The following is an 18,398-nucleotide window of genomic DNA, read 5'->3' as shown; positions in this document are numbered from 1 at the left end:
TGTTCCTGCGCAGGCAGGAACACCGTGTGGTCGGGCGGCGCGATCGTGGCTCTGTGCTCCTGCGTTTGCAGGAGCACGGCTCGCTCACATGGCTAGCGTCCCGGCGGACGCCGGGGCGTAGGTGGGAAGGCCCCACCGAGACTCGCCACCACCTACCCAACTGGACCCCGGCGTTCGCCGGGGTGGCGCCTCGTGTGAGGCCGCTTGCTAGGCTCTAACCTCAGCGCTCATCGCATTGCTCGGTTGACCTGACCGAACTTCCTGCGAAAGCAGGGCCCCGACCCTGCCGGCGGTACCCGCGCGGCGACCAGCGCGGCCCCGAGCGCCGCGACGGAGAGAGACATGACCGAAATTGAATGGTGGGAATATGACGACGCGGCCGAGCTGGCCGATGCGGTCGCGGGCGACATCCAGTTCGTCATCGAGAGCGCGATCGACGCGCGCGGCTCCGCGGTGATCGCGCTGGCGGGCGGCAAGACCCCCCTGCCCGCCTATGAGAAGCTGGCGCAGGCCAAGCTCGACTGGAAGCGTGTGACGATCATTCCCGGCGACGAGCGCATCGTCCCGCTCGGCGACCCGCTCTCCAACGTCACCGCGCTGGGCAAGATCTTCATTCCGAAGGGCGCGCGCGTGATGCCGATCGTGCCCAAGGCGACGGACGACTATAAGGCCGCGGGCCGCTCCGCCGACGCGCTGATGCAGGACCTGCACTGGCCGCTCGACCTCTGCGTGCTCGGAGTCGGCGGCGACGGCCACACCGCCTCCATCTTCCCCGGCCCCGATTATGACGAGGCGCTCAACGGGCCGAAGGAGCGCCGCGCGCTCGGCGTTATGCCCGATCCGCTGCCGCCCGAGGCGCCGGTGGCGCGCGTCACGCTCAGCCGCCAGGCGATCGCCACCGCGCGCGCGCTGCTGATCGCGGTGACCGGCGACGCGAAGCGCAAGGTGATCGAGGACGCCATCAAGGAAGGCGCGGGCTCGCCCTATCCGATCGGTCGCGTGCTCGCCGACGTCGAGCTGCCCGTCGACATCCACTGGGCCGCCTGAGCCGCCCACACATACGTATTCCGACCTCGCGGGACTTGAGTGCGGCAGGGCCCTGCCGCACAACCGCGCCGCCGCGCGACGACCCGCCCGAGCCGAAGGTAGCAGCATGAATCCAGCCGTCAGCGCCGTCACCGACCGGATCGTCGAGCGCTCGCGCCCGACCCGTCAGGCGTATCTCTCGCTGATCGAGCGCGAGCGTGACGGCTGGATCGGCCGCCCGCGGCTCGGCTGCGCCAATCTCGCGCACGCTTATGCCGGCACGCCCGAGGACCGCGAGGCGATGACGACGCGGCACGAGGCGATGAACATCGGCCTCGTCACCGCCTACAACGACATGCTCTCCGCGCACGCGGTCTATTACCGGTATCCCGAGCAGATGAAGGTGTGGGCGCGCGAGGTCGGCGCCACCGCGCAAGTGGCGGGCGGCGTACCCGCGATGTGCGACGGCGTGACCCAGGGCTATGCCGGCATGGAGCTGTCGCTGTTCAGCCGCGACACGATCGCGCTCAGCACCGCGGTCGCGCTGAGCCACGGCACCTTCGAGGGCGCGGCGCTGCTCGGCATCTGCGACAAGATCGTGCCCGGCCTGTTAATGGGGGCGCTGCGCTTCGGTCACCTGCCGATGATCCTGATCCCCGGCGGCCCGATGCCGTCGGGCCTGCCCAACAAGGCCAAGGCGGCGGTACGCGAGCGCTTCGCCGAGGGCCAAGCCACACGCGACGAACTGCTCGACGCCGAGATCCAGGCCTATCACACGCAAGGCACCTGCACCTTCTACGGCACCGCCAACACCAATCAGATGATGATGGAGGTGATGGGCCTGCACATGCCAGGCGCCGCCTTCGTCAACCCGGGCACGAAGCTGCGCCAGGAACTCACCCGCGCCGCGGTCCACCGGCTTGCCGCGATCGGGGTGCACGGCGACGACTATCGCCCGCTCGGCGTCTGCGTCGACGAAAAGGCGATCGTCAACGCCGCGGTGGGGCTGCTCGCCACCGGCGGCTCGACCAATCATCTGCTCCACCTGCCCGCGATCGCGCGCGCGGCGGGGATCGTGATCGACTGGGAGGATTTCGACCGGCTCTCCGCCGCGGTGCCGACGGTGGCGCGGGTCTATCCCAACGGCTCGGCCGACGTGAACGCATTCGAGGCGGCGGGCGGCATGCCCTTCGTGATCCGCGAGCTGATCGGCGCAGGCTATCTCCACCGCGACCTGATGACCGTCGCGGGTGACGATCTCGCCGCGTATGGCGAGCGACCGGTGATCGAGGGCGAGAAGCTGGCGTGGGAGCCGGTGGCGGCGAGCGGCGACGAGAGCATCCTGCGTCCCGCCGACCGCCCGTTCGCACCCGACGGCGGCATGCGCATCCTTCAGGGCAACATCGGCCGCGCCTGCATCAAGGTATCCGCGGTCGAACGCGAGCGCTGGGTGATCGAGGCGCCCGCGCGCGTCTTCGCCGATCAGCTCGACGTGCTCGCCGCCTTCCGCAACGGTGAATTGGAGCAGGACGTCGTCGTCGTGGTCCGCTTCCAGGGACCGCGCGCCAACGGCATGCCCGAGTTGCACAAGCTCACCCCACCGCTGGGCGTGTTGCAGAACCGCGGCTTCAAGGTGGCGCTGGTCACCGACGGGCGCATGTCGGGGGCGAGCGGCAAGGTGCCGTGCGCGATCCACTGCTCGCCCGAGGCGCTGGGCGGCGGCGCGATCGGACTGATCCGCGATGGCGACCTGATCCGTGTCGACGCCGAAGCTGGCACGCTCACCGCGCTGGTCGACGCGGACGAGTGGGCGGCGCGCACGCCCGCCGCGGCGCCGCCGCCCGCCAGCGGCATGGGGCGCGAGCTGTTCGGCCTGTTCCGCGGCCTGGCCGACGAGGCGGAGAAAGGTGCCAGCGCGATACTGGCGGGCGCCGGATTGTAGTAGCGGAAGACCCTCTCCCGCGGGAAGAGGGTCGCGAGCGCGGCACCGCGACACGCGTCGCGGCGACCGGCGGCCCGCGCGGCGGGGAGAGGGAGAAGAGCATGCAGATCGTATCGGTGGACATCGGTGGCACCCACGCCCGCTTCGCGATCGCCGAGGTGGACAAGGGCCGTGTCCTGTCGCTCGGCGAGCCGGTGACGCTCAAGACCGCCGAGCACGCCAGTCTTCAGACCGCCTATGAGGCATTCCGCGCGCGTCAGGGCGGCACGCTGCCGTCTGCGGCGGCGATTGCGGTTGCCTCGCCCATCACGGGCGACGTCATTCGCCTGACCAACAACCCTTGGGTGATCCGCCCTTCGCTCATCCCCGAGCGGCTCGGCGCCGAGCAATGGACGATCATCAACGATTTCGGCGCGATCGGCCATGCCGTGGCGCAGCTGCCAGCGCACGACTTCGAGCATATCTGCGGGCCAAACATCAATCTGCCCGATGAGGGCATCACCACCGTCTGCGGCCCAGGCACCGGACTCGGGGTAGCGCAGGTGCTGCAGCAGCAGGGCCGCTACTGGGTGCTGCCGACCGAGGGCGGCCATATGGACTATGCCCCGCTCGACGGCATCGAAGACGCCATCCTCAAGCGGCTGCGCAAGACCTACACCCGCGTCTCGGTTGAGCGGATCGTCGCCGGACCGGGTATCGTCGCGATCTACGAGACGCTCGCAGACCTCGAGGGGCGCGCGGTACTCCGCCGCGACGACAAGGCGATCTGGACCGAGGCGCTGGAGGGCACCGACTCGATCGCGCTCGCCGCGCTCGACCGCTTCTGCCTTGCGCTCGGCGCGGTTGCGGGCGACCTCGCGCTGGCGCACCTCGCCAAAGGCGTGGTGATCGCGGGCGGGCTGGGGCTGCGGATCAAGGACAAGTTGCTGCGCTCGGGCTTCGACCAGCGCTTCGTCGCCAAGGGCCGGTTCCAGTCTATGATGGCGGCGATCCCGGTCAAGCTTATCACCCATCCGCAGCCCGGCCTGTTCGGCGCCGCGGCGGCTTTCGCGCAGGAGCATCAGTGAGACCATGAGCGACATCGAGACCGTGATGCGCACCAGCCCGGTGATCCCGGTGCTGGTGATCAAAGACGCCGCGCAGGCGCGCGGGCTGGCTGAGGCGCTGGTCGCCGGCGGGCTCAAGGTGCTCGAGGTGACGCTGCGCACCCCCGCCGCGCTCGACGCGATCCGCGCGATGAAGGAAGTGCCCGGCGCGATCGTCGGCGCGGGCACCGTCGTCACCGCCGAGCAGGTGGCGCAGGTGAAGGACGCGGGCGCCGAGTTCATCGTCTCGCCGGGCCTGTCGCAGAAGCTGGGCGAGACGATCCTGGCGAGCGGCATCCCCTGGCTGCCCGGGATCGCCACGGCGGGCGACATCATGCGAGGGCTGGACATGGGGCTCTCGCATTTCAAGTTCTTCCCGGCGGAGACGAGCGGCGGGATCAAGGCGCTCAAGGCGCTGGCGGCGCCCTTCTACCAGTGCCGCTTCTGCCCGACGGGTGGCATCACCGAGGCGAGCGCGCCCGACTGGCTCGCGCTCGATCCGGTGCTGTGCGTTGGCGGCAGCTGGGTTACCGAGGGCACGCTGCCCGAGATCGAGGCGCGCGCGCGCGCGGCAGCGGGGCTGGCGCGGTAGGCCGGTCTAGGATTGACGGGAGGCGCGCTGGTCGCAGTTAGGGCCCCCGCCTCCGCCTTCCGTCATCCCGACTTGGTCCGGGATCCATGGTGCCCAGTACCTATCGGCGCGTGAGTACGCGGGCCAGTGGATCCCGGACCAAGTCTGGAATGGCGGTGGCGGGAGCGGAGAGGCTGCGTTCGCCATGGCGACCCTGCCGCCCCACGAGATCGCCTTTGATGCGCGCCGCTCAACGTAACACGGCGCACCTCCGCGGTTACGCGCGCCCGATCAGCCGCCGCGCGATCCGGTCCGCCACCTCGGCGGTCGGGTCGCCCGTCGCCTCGGCCTCGTCCCACACCTGGTCGAGCCGGCCCGGGATCTGCGCGATCCGCGCCATCACCTCGGCCTCGTCGCCGTGGCCGAGATACTCGAGTCCGACGTTGATGATCCCGCCCGCGTTGATGACATAATCCGGCGCGTAGACCACCCCCGCTTCGTGCAGCCGCCGCCCGTCCGCCGCAGTGGCGAGCTGGTTGTTGGCACCGCCCGCCACGATCTTCGCGCTGAGCGCAGCGATCGACTGTTCCGTCAGGATCGCGCCGAGCGCGTTGGGGCTGACGATGTCGACGTCGGCGCGGAGGATCGCCTCGGGTGCGACCACCGTCGCGCCCAGCTCGGCCGCGAGCCGCTCGGCGCGTGCCTGGTCGACATCGGCGAGCGTCAGCACCGCACCGTCGCGCGCGAGCAGCTTGGCGAGTCCACCACCGACCGAGCCGAGCCCCTGAATCGCGACCCGCACGCCGCGCACGTCGTCGCTGCCCAGTCCGCGCTTGGCGGCGGCGCAGACACCGAGATAGACGCCATGCGCGGTGTACGGCCCGGGATCGCCGCCCGCTGCGCCCTGCGCCACGGGCAGGCCGGAGACGTAGCGCGTTTCCTCGGCGATCAGCTTCATCCGCGCCTCGGACATGCCGACGTCCTCGGCGGTGACGTAGCGACCGCCGAGCGACTCGACCGCGCGGCCGAAGGCGCGCAGCTGCGCCTCGCTGATCGTCTCGCCCGGCCGCGACGCGAGCACCACGCCCTTGCCGCCGCCAAGCGCCAGCCCCGCCATCGCGTTCTTGTAGCTCATCCCGCGTGACAGTCTCAGCGCGTCGGTCAGCGCGCGCGAATCGTCGGCATAATGCCAGAAGCGCACGCCACCAGCGGCCGGCCCGAGCGCGGTCGAGTGGACCGCGATCACCGCCTTCAGCCCGGAAGCCGGATCGGCGAACAGGTGAAGCCCCTCATGGGCGTCGAAATCGGGATAGTCCCACAGCGAGGTCATCACGCCTCCGTCAAGCGCAGCAGATAATTACCGCGAAGCGCAATATTCGTAGCCGGCGGTCTGCGCCAGCGTGAAATGCACAAGGGGGGGAAATGGGGCGACCGACGGGACTTGAACCCGCGACCCTCGGTACCACAAACCGATGCTCTAACCAACTGAGCTACGATCGCCGCGAAGGCCGGTCCCCTAGCGGGGCGTGTGGCCCCTCGTCAAGGCGCTCAGAATCTTCCTTCCACCGCGAAGGTGCGAGCGGCGCCGTTGGCGACGAAGCCGCCGGCGTCAAGCCGCGCTGCGATGGTCGGGTCGGTCGGTACCAACGTCAGCTCGGCGCGATAGCGTCCGTCCGGCCACAGCCGCAGGTTGACGCCCTCGCCCGCGCCGCTGCTCAGCGGCAGCAGCAGCGCGCCTCCGTCACAGCGCGCCGCACCGCTAATCGCGCCGGGCAGCGGCTGGCCGAGGAACTGCCCCGACAGCGTCGCGCGCACGCGCCCCTCGGCCTGCTCGCAGGTTGAATCAACGAAGCGCACGGTGACGTCGTCGAGGTCGAGCGCGGTCACCGGCAGCGGGCGGAAGGCGTTGCCGGGGGTCAGCGGCCCGCGCGCGCCGATAATCGCGGCGCGGTTGCGCGCCAGCTCGACCGTGCCCGACAGCTGGCGCGACGGATCGGCGCTCGCCCCCGCCAGCGCGATGCGCGCGCGCCCGATCAGCAGCGCCAGCGGCGACACGCCGGCGTCGAGGTCGCCCAGCGCGATGTCACCGAAGCGCGCCTCCACCAGCCGGCCCGACCAGAGGCTGCCGGTCACCTCCCGCGAGGTGAAACCCTGCGCGTCGAGCCCGGCCCAGCCGAGCGCCAGACGCATCGGCAGGAAGACCAGCACCGCTAGCGCGAACAGTGCGATGAAGAGCGCGCGGCGCCCGGTGGCGAGACGGATCCGCATCACTCGCCTCGCTGGCGCAGGCTGAGCTGCGCAGTGACGCTGCCCGCACCGCTGCCGGTGACGCTGAGCGAGTCGATCAGGATGCCCTCCTGCTCCAGTCCGGCGACCCAGCGCATCAGCGCTCCGGCGCGCGCGCTCGTGATCGAGGTGCGCACCTGATCGGGCGCGACCACGTCGAGCGAGGCCAACGCCAAGCCTGCCGCATCGGCGCGCGCGCGCACCACGTCGGCGAGCGAGCCGCCGAGCGCGGTGGCGCCACGACGCTGCAACCCCTTCACTTGCGCGAGCCCGCTCTGCGCCGCGCCCAGCCGCACCACCGCGTCGGTATAGCGCGCGCGCGACGACGAGAGGCCGTTGCGCACCGGCAGGATCACCGCCGCCCAGACGAGCGTGACGATGAGCAGCACGGCCATCACCGCGATCAGCCGCCGCTCGCGCAGCGAGCGCGACTCGAACCAGGCGCGCGCCGCGTTCACGGCCGCACCGTCATGTCGCCGGTGAGCCGGTTGTTGGCCTGCTGGAACACGCTCGACTCCACCGTGAAGCCCGCGCCGGCGAGCCGCTGCTTGATCGTATTGGCCTGCGCCTCGCCGGCGAGCGACAACGACACGTGCAGCGATCCGTTGGGCTCGAACTGAAGCGCGGTGATCTCGCTCTCCGGCACGGCGTCGACGATCGCATAGACCGCTGCGGCGGTGCGGGTGAAGCCCTGCCCCGGCCCGCGCAGCCGCATCAGCCGCTCGCCGAGCAGCCGCGCCGGGTCGCCCGCGTTCGCCCCACGTGGCAGCGCCTGGCGCGCCACCGTGTCGGCCCGCGCCTCGATCGCGTCGGCGCCGAAGGAATAGCGCAGGATGCGCACCAGATCGATCGCCAGCGTGGCGAGCAGGATGCAACCGACCAGCACCGCGATGCGGCGCAGCAATGCCCAGTCGACCGCGCGCTGACGCCGCCGAGCGAACGCACCCTGGCGCAGGTCGATCGCCGGCGCGGCAATCGCGGCGACCGCGGCGTGGCGCACCGCGTCGCGCGCGAGTGGCGCGGGGCGCTCGCCCCCGGTGATCAGCTCGGTGAGCAGCGGCTCGTCGGCCCAGCCGCTGGTGCGGCCGCGCACCACCCGCTGTCCCGGCAGGTCGGCCGCCACATAGCCGTCCTCCGGTGCTGGCAGCAGCAGCGGGGCCGGAATGATCGCGCCCGGATCAATCCCGGCGCGCGCGAGCGCCTCGAGCCAGCCTCGCATCAGCGCCGGCGCCACCACCGCGATCGCGCGCTCCCCGCCCTTCTCGCCGCCGACCGCGACGTGGAGCTCCCCCGCCGGCTCGGCGGTGGCGTCGCCGACCACCACGCGCGCCGCGGCGAGCGCCTGCGCCGGCGAACGCGCGGGCAGTTCGGCCCAGTGGAGCGTCACCGCGTCGGCGGGGGCCACCGCGATCACCGGCACCTCCTCGTCACGCGCGGGAACGCCCTCGCCCTCGCGCTCGACGCGATCGTCGCGGATCCGCCACCAGCGCCACGGCTGGTCCTCGGCGGCGGGAAGGAAGAGGAGCGTGGCAGCAGTCATGGCGCATCCCCCCATTGCCGCGTCACGAGCCGGACGGGAAGGGTCCGCGCGTCGATCAGTCCCCGTTCGTGCAACTCGGCGGCACCGAGCGTCACGTCGACCTGCAGCGCGAACCACACGGTCTTCACGCTGGTCGACTGCTGCGCCGACGTCTGCGAGGCACCGCCGCTCTGGGTCGACAGCTGCGCCCACATTTGGCCCACCTGCGACCAGCCATCGGGCGGCCGGCGCAGCAGCACGCCCTGCGCCGCCTCGACGCTGAGCGACTCTCCCACCAGCATCGCCAGCAGCGGCGCCTGCTCGGGCAGCAGGGTGTTGACGTTAAAGACGTTCCGCTGCGCCAGCGGCAGGGTACAGACATAGGGTCGCAGCGCGCGATACACCTCAGCGGTAACGCCGCGGACTGCGCGCAGCTCGCTTACGTCCGCCATCAGCACGCCCGCGGTGCGATAGCCGCGATAATCGTTGTCTTCGGCGCCGCCGGGAAGCGGGCTGTCGTCGCTGTCGATCCAGTCCGCCGCCGCGGCCGCGACGCGGTCGCCATCGGGCACACGCAGCAGCCGCGCGAGCCGCTGCAATTGCTGGAGCGACTCGATGTTGACGGCGTAGCTGCCGTCCGGCGCGCGCAGGACAAGGCTGTTGAGGTTGAAGCAATTGCCGCCGTCGGTGACGCGCGCGGTCGCGGAGCCGCCCGCGATCGGCAGCCCGAACGGCCGCCCGCTCCATCCCCCCGTCAGCGCGACCCGATCGCGCGCCTGGCTCAGCAGCGAGGTCACGCGCGTGGTCGCCAGCGTCTCGGCGGCGTAGGCGTAGCCGCGCGCGCCGTCGAGCGCGACCGCGTTGGCGGCCAGCCGGGTCGACAGCCGCAGCCGCTCGAGCGCGCTCGCCGCCATGACGGAGATCACCGCGACGAGCAGCAGCACGGTCAGCAGCGCCGCGCCGCGCTCACCGTGCCGCATCGCTGCCTCCCGGCATCCGCGCCGGCGCCCCCGCCCCCGGCGACATCGTGCCGCCGCCCACGGCATCGCCCGGCGCTCCGCTGCCGTTCTCCTGCACCCGCCCCGCGCCGGTGCCAACGAGAAACAACAGCCGGTACAACCGCGAGTCGGCGCGGGTCACGACCAGCTCGACCGCCTGGGGCAGCGCCGCGCGCGGGTTGCCCTGCCACGTGTCGCTCCAGGCGCCGCGATAGCGGAAGCGCAGCTGCACCGTGCGCACACGGTCGAGCAGCAAGGCGGGCGGCAGCGGCGCCGCGCCGTCGAGCGCCGGATAGGCGACTCGTTCGAGACCGTCGCCGGCGAGGCGATATTCCACCTTCTGCACCTCGGCACGCGGTGCCTGATCGGGATTGCTCCAGCCGGCGCGGACCAGCCGCAGCAGCGGCGTCGCGGCGGCGTCGCCGCTGAAGGCGGGCAGCAGCACGCCGTTCACGTCGCGCGTGTTGCGATCCTGTGCCTGGGCAAGGTCGGCGGTGAGGATCGAGGAGAGCCGGCTCAGCGCGCCGGTGTCATCGAGCGCGGCCGCGCTGGCACCCTGTGCGCGCACGCTGAAGGCGAGCAGCGCGACCCCGGCGGCCGCGATCATGCCAAAGATCATCAGCGCGATCATCACCTCAACCAGGGTGAATCCGGCGTCGCGACGCGCGCTCATCCCGCCACATCCACGGAAAGCGCGGGCGCTGGCGGGCGCACCATCGTCATGCGGCCGAGCACCGCGCCGCCGCGGTCGCTGACGCTGACGTCGACCCGCATCACGTCGCCGTCGCCGAGCGGCTGTACCTCGCGCACCCAGGTCCAGGCGCGGCCGCCATTCTGCTCCACGCCGGAGGAGCGCCCGCGCACCGGCGGCTCGGCGTCGGTCACCGCCTCGATCGCAACGTTGCGCGCCACCGCCTGCGCCAGCAGGGTCGCCGAGAGGATGCCGGTCGAGCGGATCGTCTGCCCCTCCAGCCGGATCAGCGCGAGCGCGGCGAGGCTGAACACGGCCAACGCCACCATGATCTCGATCAGCGTGAAGCCGCGCTCAGCCCGCGACATGCGCGCGCCCGTCGGGCTCGATCACGACGTCGGTGCGCGCGCCCTCGCGCGTCAGCGTGATCGTGAGCGGGCGGTCCGCCAGTCCGGTGGTGTCGAAGGTGACGCGCTCGCGCACCAGCCCCGCCGCGGCGGTACCGGGCCGCCACTGCTCGACCCCGAGCGGCGGCTCCATCGGCGACCAGCGCCCGCCGCGCCACTGATCGAAGCCGTAGCCGGTCTCGGTCACCCACAGGCTTACGGGGCGCGACTCGATGATCGCCGCATCGTGCGCGCTGCGCGCGCGGACGGCGAAGCGCGTTGCCTCATCGGCGAGGCGGCCCCGCGTGTCGGGCATCGCCAGCACCGCCGCAGCGGAGGCGAGGCCGATCACGGTGATCACGACCATGAGCTCGATCAGGGTGAAGCCGCGTGAGGCAGGCGCAGGGACGTGGCGGTGCGCGCCCGCGGCCCCTGCCCTAGCGACCGCCTCCTGCTCTACCGTCATCCCGGACTTGGCCCGGGATCGACCGTGCCGCAGGCGCCGAAACTTCGCGTCGCGCGGATGGGTGGATCCCGGACCAAGTTCGGGATGACAGAGTGGTTCGAGGGGGCGAGAAGCCACGGCACGCCGAACGCAACGCGCCTGCCGTCGCCCCACCCGCACCGGGCCGCGCCTATTGCCAGGAGCCGATATCGGCATCGATCCCCTCGCCGCCGTCCTTGCCGTCGGCACCCAGCGTCCACACGTCGGCGGCACCGTGCTGCCCCGGCGAGGCGTAGAGATATTCGCGACCCCACGGGTCCTTGGGCAGCTTCTTGACGTAACCGCCCGCCTGGTAACGCGCGGCGTCGGCACCGGCTGGCGCCGTCACCAGCGCCTGAAGACCCTGCGACGTCGTCGGATAGCCGCCGACCTGGAGCCGGTACAGCTCCAACCCCTGCTCGATCGTGGCGATGTCGGCCTTTGCCTTCTGGATCCGCGCGGTGTCGCCCGAGGGCAGCACGTTGAGCGCGACGATCGTGGCGAGCAGGCCGATGATCACGATCACCACCATCAGCTCGACGAGGGTGAAGCCGTTCTTCTTCTTGCGGCGCTGGGTTTGTTCGTTGTGCATCAAGGGTCTCACTGGCCGGCCAAGGTGTTGAGCTGGAGGATCGGAAGCAGGATCGACAGCACGATCGTGGCGACGATCGCACCCATCACGACGATGATCAGCGGCTCGAGCAGCGACAGCGCCGTGGCGGTGAAGCGGTCGAACTCGCGCTCGAGATAGTCGGCGGCGCGCTCGAGCATCTCATCCAGCCGCCCCGCCGCCTCGCCGCTGGCGGCGAGATAGACCAAGAGCGGCGGGAACACGCCGGTGCGCCGCATCGCGGTGGAAAGGCTGCCACCACCGCGGATCGACTCCGTGATCTCGTCCGACGCGGCCTTGAGCCGCCGGTTGTGAATCGTTACCGCGGTCAGAGCCAGCCCCTCGAGCAGCGGCAGCCGGCTCGCCACCATGGTCGAGAGTGTGCGTGCGATCCGCGCCGCGTGAAGGTCGCGCAGCAGCCGCCCGATCAATGGCACGCGCAGCAGCCAGGTGTCGAAGGCGAGCCGGATCGGCGGCTGTCGGAGCGCCAGCACCGCGCCGCCGACAGCCGCGACCACGATCAGCAGCAGCAGCCACCACCAGCCGACCAGCAGGTCGGACAAGGCGATGATCATGCGCGTAAGCAGCGGCAGCTGCTGGCCGACAGTGTCGAACTGCTCGACCACCTGCGGCACCACGAAGGTCATCAACGCGATCACCACGCTGAACGCCACCGCCGACAGCACGCTAGGATAAGCCATGGCGGTCAGCAGCTTGCCGCGGATCTCCGCCTGGCGCTCGAGCAAGGTGGAGAGCCGCTCCATGATTTCGGGCAGCGTCCCCGAGCTCTCGCCCGCGGCGACCATCGCGCGGTACAAGGGTGGGAAGCTCTTCGGTTCGCGTGCCATCGCGTCGGCGAGCCGGCGGCCCTCGACCACGCCGGTGTGCACGGTCTGCACGATTGCGCGCACGCTCTCCTGCTCGGTCTGGCGCGTGATGGTGCGGAGCGACTCCTCCAGCGGCGACACGCGGTTGAGCGTGGCGAGCTGGCGCGTGAACAGCGTCAGCTGCTTGCCCGACATCTTGGCCCGGCCGAGCTCGAGCCCGAAGAGCGGGCGCTGGCGCGTCGCGGGCGCGCTGCCGGGCTCGATGCGGACGACGTAGAGGCGACGGCGGTCGAGCGCTGCGCGCGCGGCGGCGACGTCCGCCGCGGCGACATGCCCGCGCGTCTCGTTGCCGCGCGTGTCGATCGCGAGATAGTCGAAGTCAGCCACGGGGGCGGGCCGAAGCGCGGAGCCGGTAGCCGCCGAAACATGAGGAAGCCATCCCACCCCTACCGCCATCCCCGCGCAGGCGGGGATCCAGACGCGCGGACCTTCGTGACAGAACCGCCACGTCAGCGTATCTGGTTCCCCGCGTCTGCGGGGATGACGGCGGTGGTGCGAGAGAACGGCCGGCCGGATCACGCATCGGCGATGGCCGCCTCGGCGGCGTCGGCGTTCTCGCTGCGCGACACGCGCACCGCTTCTTCCGCGGTGGTCTGGCCGTTCTTGACCAGCCGGCGCGCCGCGATCGCGAGCGTGTCGCCGTGCGCGAAAGCGTGGCGCGCAATCGCGTCCTCGTCGACGCCGTCGTTGATCATGCGGCGCACCACCGCGTCGACGCGCACCGCCTCGAACACGCCGATGCGGCCGCGGAAGCCGGTGCGGTTGCACTGCTCGCAGCCGACCGCCTCGTACACGGTTGCGCCCGGGTCGACCCCGAGCAGCGGCGCCACCGTCTCGCTCGCGCGCACCGCGTGGCGGCAGTTGGTGCACAGCCGCCGCACCAGCCGCTGCGCGATCACCGCGCGCAAGGTCGAGGCGAGCAGGAAGGGTTCGACCTTCATGTCGCGCATGCGCGTGATCGCGCCGACCGCGTCGTTGGTGTGGACGGTGGAGAGCACGAGATGCCCGGTGAGCGAGGCCTGGACCGCGATCTCGGCGGTCTCGCGGTCGCGGATCTCGCCGACCATCACCACGTCGGGGTCCTGGCGCAGGATCGCGCGCAGCCCGGCGGCGAAGGTGAGCCCGACCTTGCTGTTGACCTGCGTCTGCCCGACGCCCTCGACCGCATATTCGACCGGGTCCTCGACCGTCAGAATATTGCGGCTGCCGTCGTTGAGCAGGCGCAGCGCGCCGTACAGCGTCGTCGTCTTGCCGCTGCCGGTGGGGCCGGTGACGAGCACGATGCCGTTGGGCTCGGCGATGATCTCGCGCAGCAGCGCGTACATCGGCGGCGTCATGCCGAGCGCGTCGAGGTCAATGCCTGCATTCTCCTTGTCGAGGATACGCAGCACCACGCGCTCGCCGGCGCGGCTGGGCAGCGTGGAGACCCGAACGTCGAGCAACTTGCCGCCCAGCGTCAGCCCCATGCGACCGTCCTGCGGGACGCGCCGCTCGGCGATGTCGAGCCGCGCCATCACCTTGATGCGGCTCACCACCACCGGGGCGACGTGCGGCGGCATGCGCAGCGTCTCGCGCAGCACGCCGTCGATCCGCATCCGCACCACCAGCCCGGTCTCGTACGGCTCGATATGGATGTCCGACACGCCGTTGCGCGCGGCGTCGGCGATGATGCCGTTGATCAGCCGGATGGCGGGTGCGTCGTCGGCGGTGTCAAGCAGGTCCTCCGCGGTAGGCAGTCCCTCGGCGAGCAGGTCGAGCTCGTCGCCCATGCCGACCGCGGCCGCGGCGGTGGCCTGGCCGTCCATCGCGTAATTGTCGCTGAGCAGCCGGTCGAACGCGGCGACCGGCACCACCGTCACGTCGAAGGCCCGGCCGAGCACGCGCCGCACCTCGATCAGCGCGCGCGGATCGGCGCCCTCGCGCAGCGCCACTTTGGGCGTCCCGACCGTTCCGCCCTGATCGAGCACGACGCCGAACTTGCGCGCGAAGGAGTAAGGCAAAGCCGCCGGCGGCAGCACCGCGGGCGGCACCGTCACCCCATCACCGGGCGGCGGCAGCGGCGCGGCGACGGCGTCGATCTCGGCTCCGGTGCGCACGATCACTTGCGCCTATCTCCTCCGGGGATGACGGTGGTGGAGTTGCGATAGACCGGCACCGCCACGCGCGGGTCCTCGATGCTGCCGGGTTGGCCCGCCGGCGGCAGCGGCGGCGCGGCGCCCATATAATCCCGCACCAAGGTGTCGATTGAGGGCTCGGACAGGGGTTCCTGCGCCGCCTGCTGGAGGCGGAGATAACCGTAGCGCTGCTCGGTGACGCGGCGGTTGTCGGCCGCACTGCGGATCACGGTCGGGCGGATGAAAATCATCAGGTTGGTCTTAGACCGAGTTTTGGCGCGCGACTTGAAGAGATTCCCCAGCACCGGGATGTCACCAAGCAGCGGGATCTTCTCGATTGTGCGGCGCTCCTCGTCGGAGAGCAGCCCGCCGATCACGCCGATCGCGCCGTCGTCGACGGTCAGCACCGTTTCGACCTCACGCTTGTTGAGGATCAGGTCGGAGTTGTTGCTCGACACCGGCCCCGCGATCGAACTGACCTCGAGATGGAGGTTCATCTTGATCGTGCCCGATGAGTTCACCTGCGGCCGCACGTCCAGTCCAATGCCGACATTCTGCCGCTGCGTGGTGCGGAAAGCGTTGTCGAAATTGTTCGACAGCGCCTCGCCGGTGGTGATCGGGATCTCCTGGCCGACGAGGGTGTGCGCCTCCTGGTTGTCGATCGTCATGATCTGCGGCACCTGGAGCAGGTTCGACGTATTGTCCCGCTTCACCGCGTTGATGATCGCACCGAAGATGGTGCTGCCGATCTGCCCGCCGAAACCGCCGAACCCGCCCGACGAGCCGATGATCGACTGGATTGCCGACTGGGTCAGCGTGTCCGAGGGCGTATTGTTGGTTACGGTGGTGGTAACGCCGTTGGCGATCGTGGTGGTGGTCGAGCTCGCCAGCTCACGCGCGCCGATCGCGCCGGCGATCTGGAGGATGTTGGGCGCGGAGTTGCTGAAGGTCGACGCCGCGAAGGCGCCGCCGTCGAGGTTGCCGAGGATGAACTGCGCGCCGAGCTGGTTGACGGTCGAGTCCGACACTTCGGCGACGATCGCCTCGACCAGCACCTGCTGGCGGCGCTGGTCGAGCTGCTTCACCACGTCGGCGAGCTGGCGCTGGATGTCGGCGGGCGCCGCGATCACGATCGCGTTGGCGCCGGCGTAGCGGGTCACCACCGCCGCGGTACGATTGCCCTGGCCGGTGATCGCGGCCTGCTGCGGCTGGCTGCCCGACTGCTGCGTCGTCGACTGGGTCGGGCGCGAGCGCGTCGCGGGCTGCGGCGTCGCGCCCACGCCGGTCGAGCCGGTGCTCGAGCTGCTGAGCCCGGAGCGGGTGAGCGCTTGCTCCTCGATCGCGTCGGGCGCCTGGCCGACGAGCTGCTGGAGCACCGGCAGCAGCTGGTTGGCGTCGGCATTCTCGAGGAAGACGACGCGGATCTCGGTGGCGTTGCGCGCGCTCTGGTCAAGTTCGCGCGCCAGGGCCGCCAGCCGTGCGACGGTCTGCGGGTCGCCGCGCAGCGCCACCGCGTTGGAACTCTCGATCGCCACCGCCGAAGCGCCCCCGCCGGGAGACGCGGCGCCGCCGCTTCCGCCGATCAATCCCTGCAGAGCGGTCGCGACCTCGCTCGCCCGCGCGTTTTTGAGCGGGATGATGCGCGTCGCCGACGTGTCTGAATCGATCCGCCGCACGACCTCGCGCACGCGGCGGACATTGTCTGCGAAGTCGACAACCACCAGGCTGTTGCCGCCGCGATTGGCGGTCACCGACCCTTGCGCGCTGACCAACGGGCGAACGGTGTCGACTGCCTGCGCGGCGTCGACCGAGCGCAGCCGGATAATCTCGGTTACGAGCTGGTTGCGCGGCGCGCCCGCGACGCCGACTTGTCCCGGCTGGCTCGCCGCATTGTCGATCGGCTGGACGCGGAAAGCGCCGTTGGCGCTCGGTACCGCGACCAGGCCATTGGCGCGCAGCGTCGAAAGGAACACTTCCAGATATTCGGAGCGCGACAGTGGCCGGTCGGTGACCACGGTCACCTTCCCCTGGACGCGATTGTCGATGATGAAGGTGCGCCCGGTCACCTTCGCGGCGTCGGCGATGAAGGCGCGGATGTCAGCGTCGCGCACGTTGAGCGTGGTCTGCGCGAGCGCGGGCTGCGCCGCGGCGGCGATCGCGAGAGGGGCGAGGAGAACGTGAGGACGCTTCATCATTTTACCGGAATGGCGAGCGCGACCGTCTGGCCGTTGCGCTGGACGGTGACGGGGACCGAGCCGCCCGGGGCGCGCTCGCGTGTGAACTGGTCGAGGTCGGCCGGGCCAGAGACCGGACGCCCCGCCACTTGCGTGACAACATCGCCGTCGCGCAGCCCCGAGGCACGGAAGGCGTTGCCGCCCTGCCCGCGCACGGTGAGCCCGATCACGCGGCCGCCCTCGATCTGCGGGATGGCGGTGATGTCGGTGCGCAGCCGGTCGGGCGACATGGCGCCGCCGCCCGCGTCGGAGTCGCGCGCCACGCGCGGGTCCGGGCCGGGCATCGCGGCGGGGGCGGCGCCGGGTGGCGGCACCTCGGCGCTCGGCTTGGTCGACTGATCGAGGAACAGGTCTTCGCGCGCGCCGCCGCGCTCTAGCGTGACGTGGTCGAAGGCGACCCCGCGCAGCACCACACCGGGCACGACCTCCTCGCCGACGCTGACGCTGCGTTGCAATCCATCCGGCCCCGCCAGGATCGCGGCGCCGCGCGCCTGCGCGTCGTCCATCCGCGTGCCGAACAGTGTCAGCTGAAGCGAAGTGACCACCGCTGGTCCCTGCGCCTGCGCGCCGCTGACCCGGTAGAAGGGATCGACGCGGCCGAGCACGCCGGCGGGATCGACCGGGATCGTCGGGCCGGCAGGCACCCAGGCGCCGAGCGGCGACACCGGAGTCACGATCACCCACATCAGCCGGGCGCATTGCACGGCGAGCCCGGCGAGCAGCAGCAGCTCGACGACCGAGTAAGCGTTCACCACCGGCAACCGCCGCAGGATCGCCCGTGCCCGGGCGTCGAACTTTAAACGCATGCGCTCGGCTGAACTCCCTGCGCCACCACGATAACCCTGTTACATCGGCGTCGGCGGCTTGTGTAATATTTCTGTGGCTGGTTCGACTTGCCTCAGGTGGGATATAGCAGACGCATGGCGACCGACCCCGTAATTGCGCGATTGAGTGCGCAGCCGCTGATCCAGCGTGTCCCGTCCCCCAAGCTGACCTTGTTCATTCGGCGAGACTTTCTAAGTCCCGACGAGTGTGCCGCACTGACCGCTCTGATTGACACAGATCGGCGACCCTCCACCATCGCGGACCCGAACGGCGACAACGCCTTCCGCACCAGCGAGACCTGCGACCTGCGCGACGATGACCCGCTCGTCGCCGCGGTCAACCGACGGCTGGCCGCCTTCGCCGGCCTCGATCCACGCCACGGCGAGCCGCTACAGGGGCAGCGCTACGCGGTCGGACAGGAGTTCAAGGCGCACACCGATTATTTCGAGCCGACCGGTACCGATTTCGCGCGCTTCTGCAGCGTCGCGGGCAATCGCACCTGGACGATGATGGTCTATCTTAACGCTCCCGAGGCGGGCGGCGCCACGCGGTTCAAGGCCATCGACAAGACGATCCAGCCCGAGCCGGGTAAACTGGTCTGCTGGAACAACCGCCGTGCCGACGACACCCCCAACCCCGCCACGCTCCACCACGGCATGAAGGTGCGCGCCGGGGTCAAATACGTCATCACCAAATGGTTTCGCGAGCGGCCCTGGATCTAACGGGCGACCGGCATTTGT

General features: G+C 70.8%; 18 protein-coding genes and 1 tRNA gene. 5 read left to right on the top strand and 14 right to left on the bottom strand.

What is annotated here, in order from left to right; translation table 11 throughout:
• Window positions 1-342: 342 nt before the first annotated feature.
• From pgl to eda, 4 genes are all read left to right on the top strand, one after another.
• On the top strand, window positions 343-1,047 hold the full coding sequence (pgl, locus tag QBJ89_RS04800; RefSeq protein ID WP_277979391.1) for a 6-phosphogluconolactonase: 705 nt from the start codon (window positions 343-345) through the stop codon (window positions 1,045-1,047).
• 106 nt (window positions 1,048-1,153) lie between these two features.
• Complete coding sequence (gene edd / locus QBJ89_RS04795) at window positions 1,154-2,968, top strand: phosphogluconate dehydratase (protein ID WP_277979390.1); 1,815 nt, start codon at window positions 1,154-1,156, stop codon at window positions 2,966-2,968.
• 101 nt (window positions 2,969-3,069) lie between these two features.
• Window positions 3,070-4,035, top strand: coding sequence for a glucokinase (gene glk / locus QBJ89_RS04790; protein ID WP_277979389.1), 966 nt, complete (start codon window positions 3,070-3,072; stop codon window positions 4,033-4,035).
• A gap of 4 nt (window positions 4,036-4,039) precedes the next feature.
• Window positions 4,040-4,645, top strand: a complete 606-nt coding sequence (eda, locus tag QBJ89_RS04785) for a bifunctional 4-hydroxy-2-oxoglutarate aldolase/2-dehydro-3-deoxy-phosphogluconate aldolase (protein WP_223010177.1) — start codon at window positions 4,040-4,042, stop codon at window positions 4,643-4,645.
• 256 nt (window positions 4,646-4,901) lie between these two features.
• Here eda and QBJ89_RS04780 read toward each other — a convergent pair whose 3' ends face one another.
• From QBJ89_RS04780 to QBJ89_RS04715, 14 genes are all read right to left on the bottom strand, one after another.
• Window positions 4,902-5,954, bottom strand: coding sequence for a Glu/Leu/Phe/Val dehydrogenase family protein (locus QBJ89_RS04780; protein ID WP_277979388.1), 1,053 nt, complete (start codon window positions 5,952-5,954; stop codon window positions 4,902-4,904).
• Window positions 5,955-6,047: 93 nt separating this feature from the next.
• Window positions 6,048-6,124, bottom strand: a tRNA-His gene (locus QBJ89_RS04775).
• 48 nt (window positions 6,125-6,172) lie between these two features.
• On the bottom strand, window positions 6,173-6,892 hold the full coding sequence (gene gspN / locus QBJ89_RS04770; protein WP_277979387.1) for a type II secretion system protein N: 720 nt from the start codon (window positions 6,890-6,892) through the stop codon (window positions 6,173-6,175).
• The gene (gspM, locus tag QBJ89_RS04765; protein ID WP_277979386.1) at window positions 6,892-7,368 is read right to left on the bottom strand and encodes a type II secretion system protein GspM; all 477 of its coding nucleotides are present in this window, start codon (window positions 7,366-7,368) and stop codon (window positions 6,892-6,894) included. Before gspM ends, gspN begins: the two co-directional genes overlap by 1 nt.
• Entirely contained in the window at window positions 7,365-8,450 is a 1,086-nt protein-coding gene (gspL, locus tag QBJ89_RS04760) for a type II secretion system protein GspL (RefSeq protein ID WP_277979385.1), read from the bottom strand. Before gspL ends, gspM begins: the two co-directional genes overlap by 4 nt.
• Window positions 8,447-9,409, bottom strand: a complete 963-nt coding sequence (gene gspK / locus QBJ89_RS04755; RefSeq protein WP_277979384.1) for a type II secretion system minor pseudopilin GspK — start codon at window positions 9,407-9,409, stop codon at window positions 8,447-8,449. The genes gspL and gspK overlap by 4 nt, the downstream gene beginning before the upstream one ends.
• A complete protein-coding gene (gene gspJ / locus QBJ89_RS04750; RefSeq protein WP_277979383.1) occupies window positions 9,396-10,100 on the bottom strand; it encodes a type II secretion system minor pseudopilin GspJ in 705 nt (234 codons plus the stop codon). The genes gspK and gspJ overlap by 14 nt, the downstream gene beginning before the upstream one ends.
• Entirely contained in the window at window positions 10,097-10,486 is a 390-nt protein-coding gene (gspI, locus tag QBJ89_RS04745; RefSeq protein ID WP_277979382.1) for a type II secretion system minor pseudopilin GspI, read from the bottom strand. Before gspI ends, gspJ begins: the two co-directional genes overlap by 4 nt.
• Complete coding sequence (locus QBJ89_RS04740; RefSeq protein ID WP_277979381.1) at window positions 10,473-10,871, bottom strand: GspH/FimT family pseudopilin; 399 nt, start codon at window positions 10,869-10,871, stop codon at window positions 10,473-10,475. Before QBJ89_RS04740 ends, gspI begins: the two co-directional genes overlap by 14 nt.
• A gap of 268 nt (window positions 10,872-11,139) precedes the next feature.
• Window positions 11,140-11,580, bottom strand: a complete 441-nt coding sequence (gspG, locus tag QBJ89_RS04735) for a type II secretion system major pseudopilin GspG (RefSeq protein ID WP_277979380.1) — start codon at window positions 11,578-11,580, stop codon at window positions 11,140-11,142.
• Window positions 11,581-11,588: 8 nt separating this feature from the next.
• On the bottom strand, window positions 11,589-12,812 hold the full coding sequence (gspF, locus tag QBJ89_RS04730) for a type II secretion system inner membrane protein GspF (protein ID WP_277979379.1): 1,224 nt from the start codon (window positions 12,810-12,812) through the stop codon (window positions 11,589-11,591).
• Between the two features lie 188 nt (window positions 12,813-13,000).
• A complete protein-coding gene (locus QBJ89_RS04725) occupies window positions 13,001-14,542 on the bottom strand; it encodes a GspE/PulE family protein (protein WP_277979435.1) in 1,542 nt (513 codons plus the stop codon).
• A 41-nt stretch (window positions 14,543-14,583) separates the two neighbouring features.
• The gene (gspD, locus tag QBJ89_RS04720; protein ID WP_277979378.1) at window positions 14,584-16,791 is read right to left on the bottom strand and encodes a type II secretion system secretin GspD; all 2,208 of its coding nucleotides are present in this window, start codon (window positions 16,789-16,791) and stop codon (window positions 14,584-14,586) included.
• Window positions 16,791-17,639, bottom strand: a complete 849-nt coding sequence (locus QBJ89_RS04715) for a type II secretion system protein N (RefSeq protein ID WP_277979377.1) — start codon at window positions 17,637-17,639, stop codon at window positions 16,791-16,793. Before QBJ89_RS04715 ends, gspD begins: the two co-directional genes overlap by 1 nt.
• Window positions 17,640-17,753: 114 nt before the next feature.
• On the opposite strand from QBJ89_RS04715, the gene QBJ89_RS04710 reads away from it, so the two are divergent.
• On the top strand, window positions 17,754-18,380 hold the full coding sequence (locus tag QBJ89_RS04710) for a prolyl hydroxylase family protein (protein ID WP_277979376.1): 627 nt from the start codon (window positions 17,754-17,756) through the stop codon (window positions 18,378-18,380).
• Window positions 18,381-18,398: the final 18 nt, after the last annotated feature.

Source organism: Sphingomonas phyllosphaerae, assembly GCF_029623345.1.
Classification (GTDB): Bacteria; Pseudomonadota; Alphaproteobacteria; order Sphingomonadales; family Sphingomonadaceae; genus Sphingomonas; species Sphingomonas phyllosphaerae_C.
This window is presented reverse-complemented; position numbering and strand designations above follow the sequence as displayed.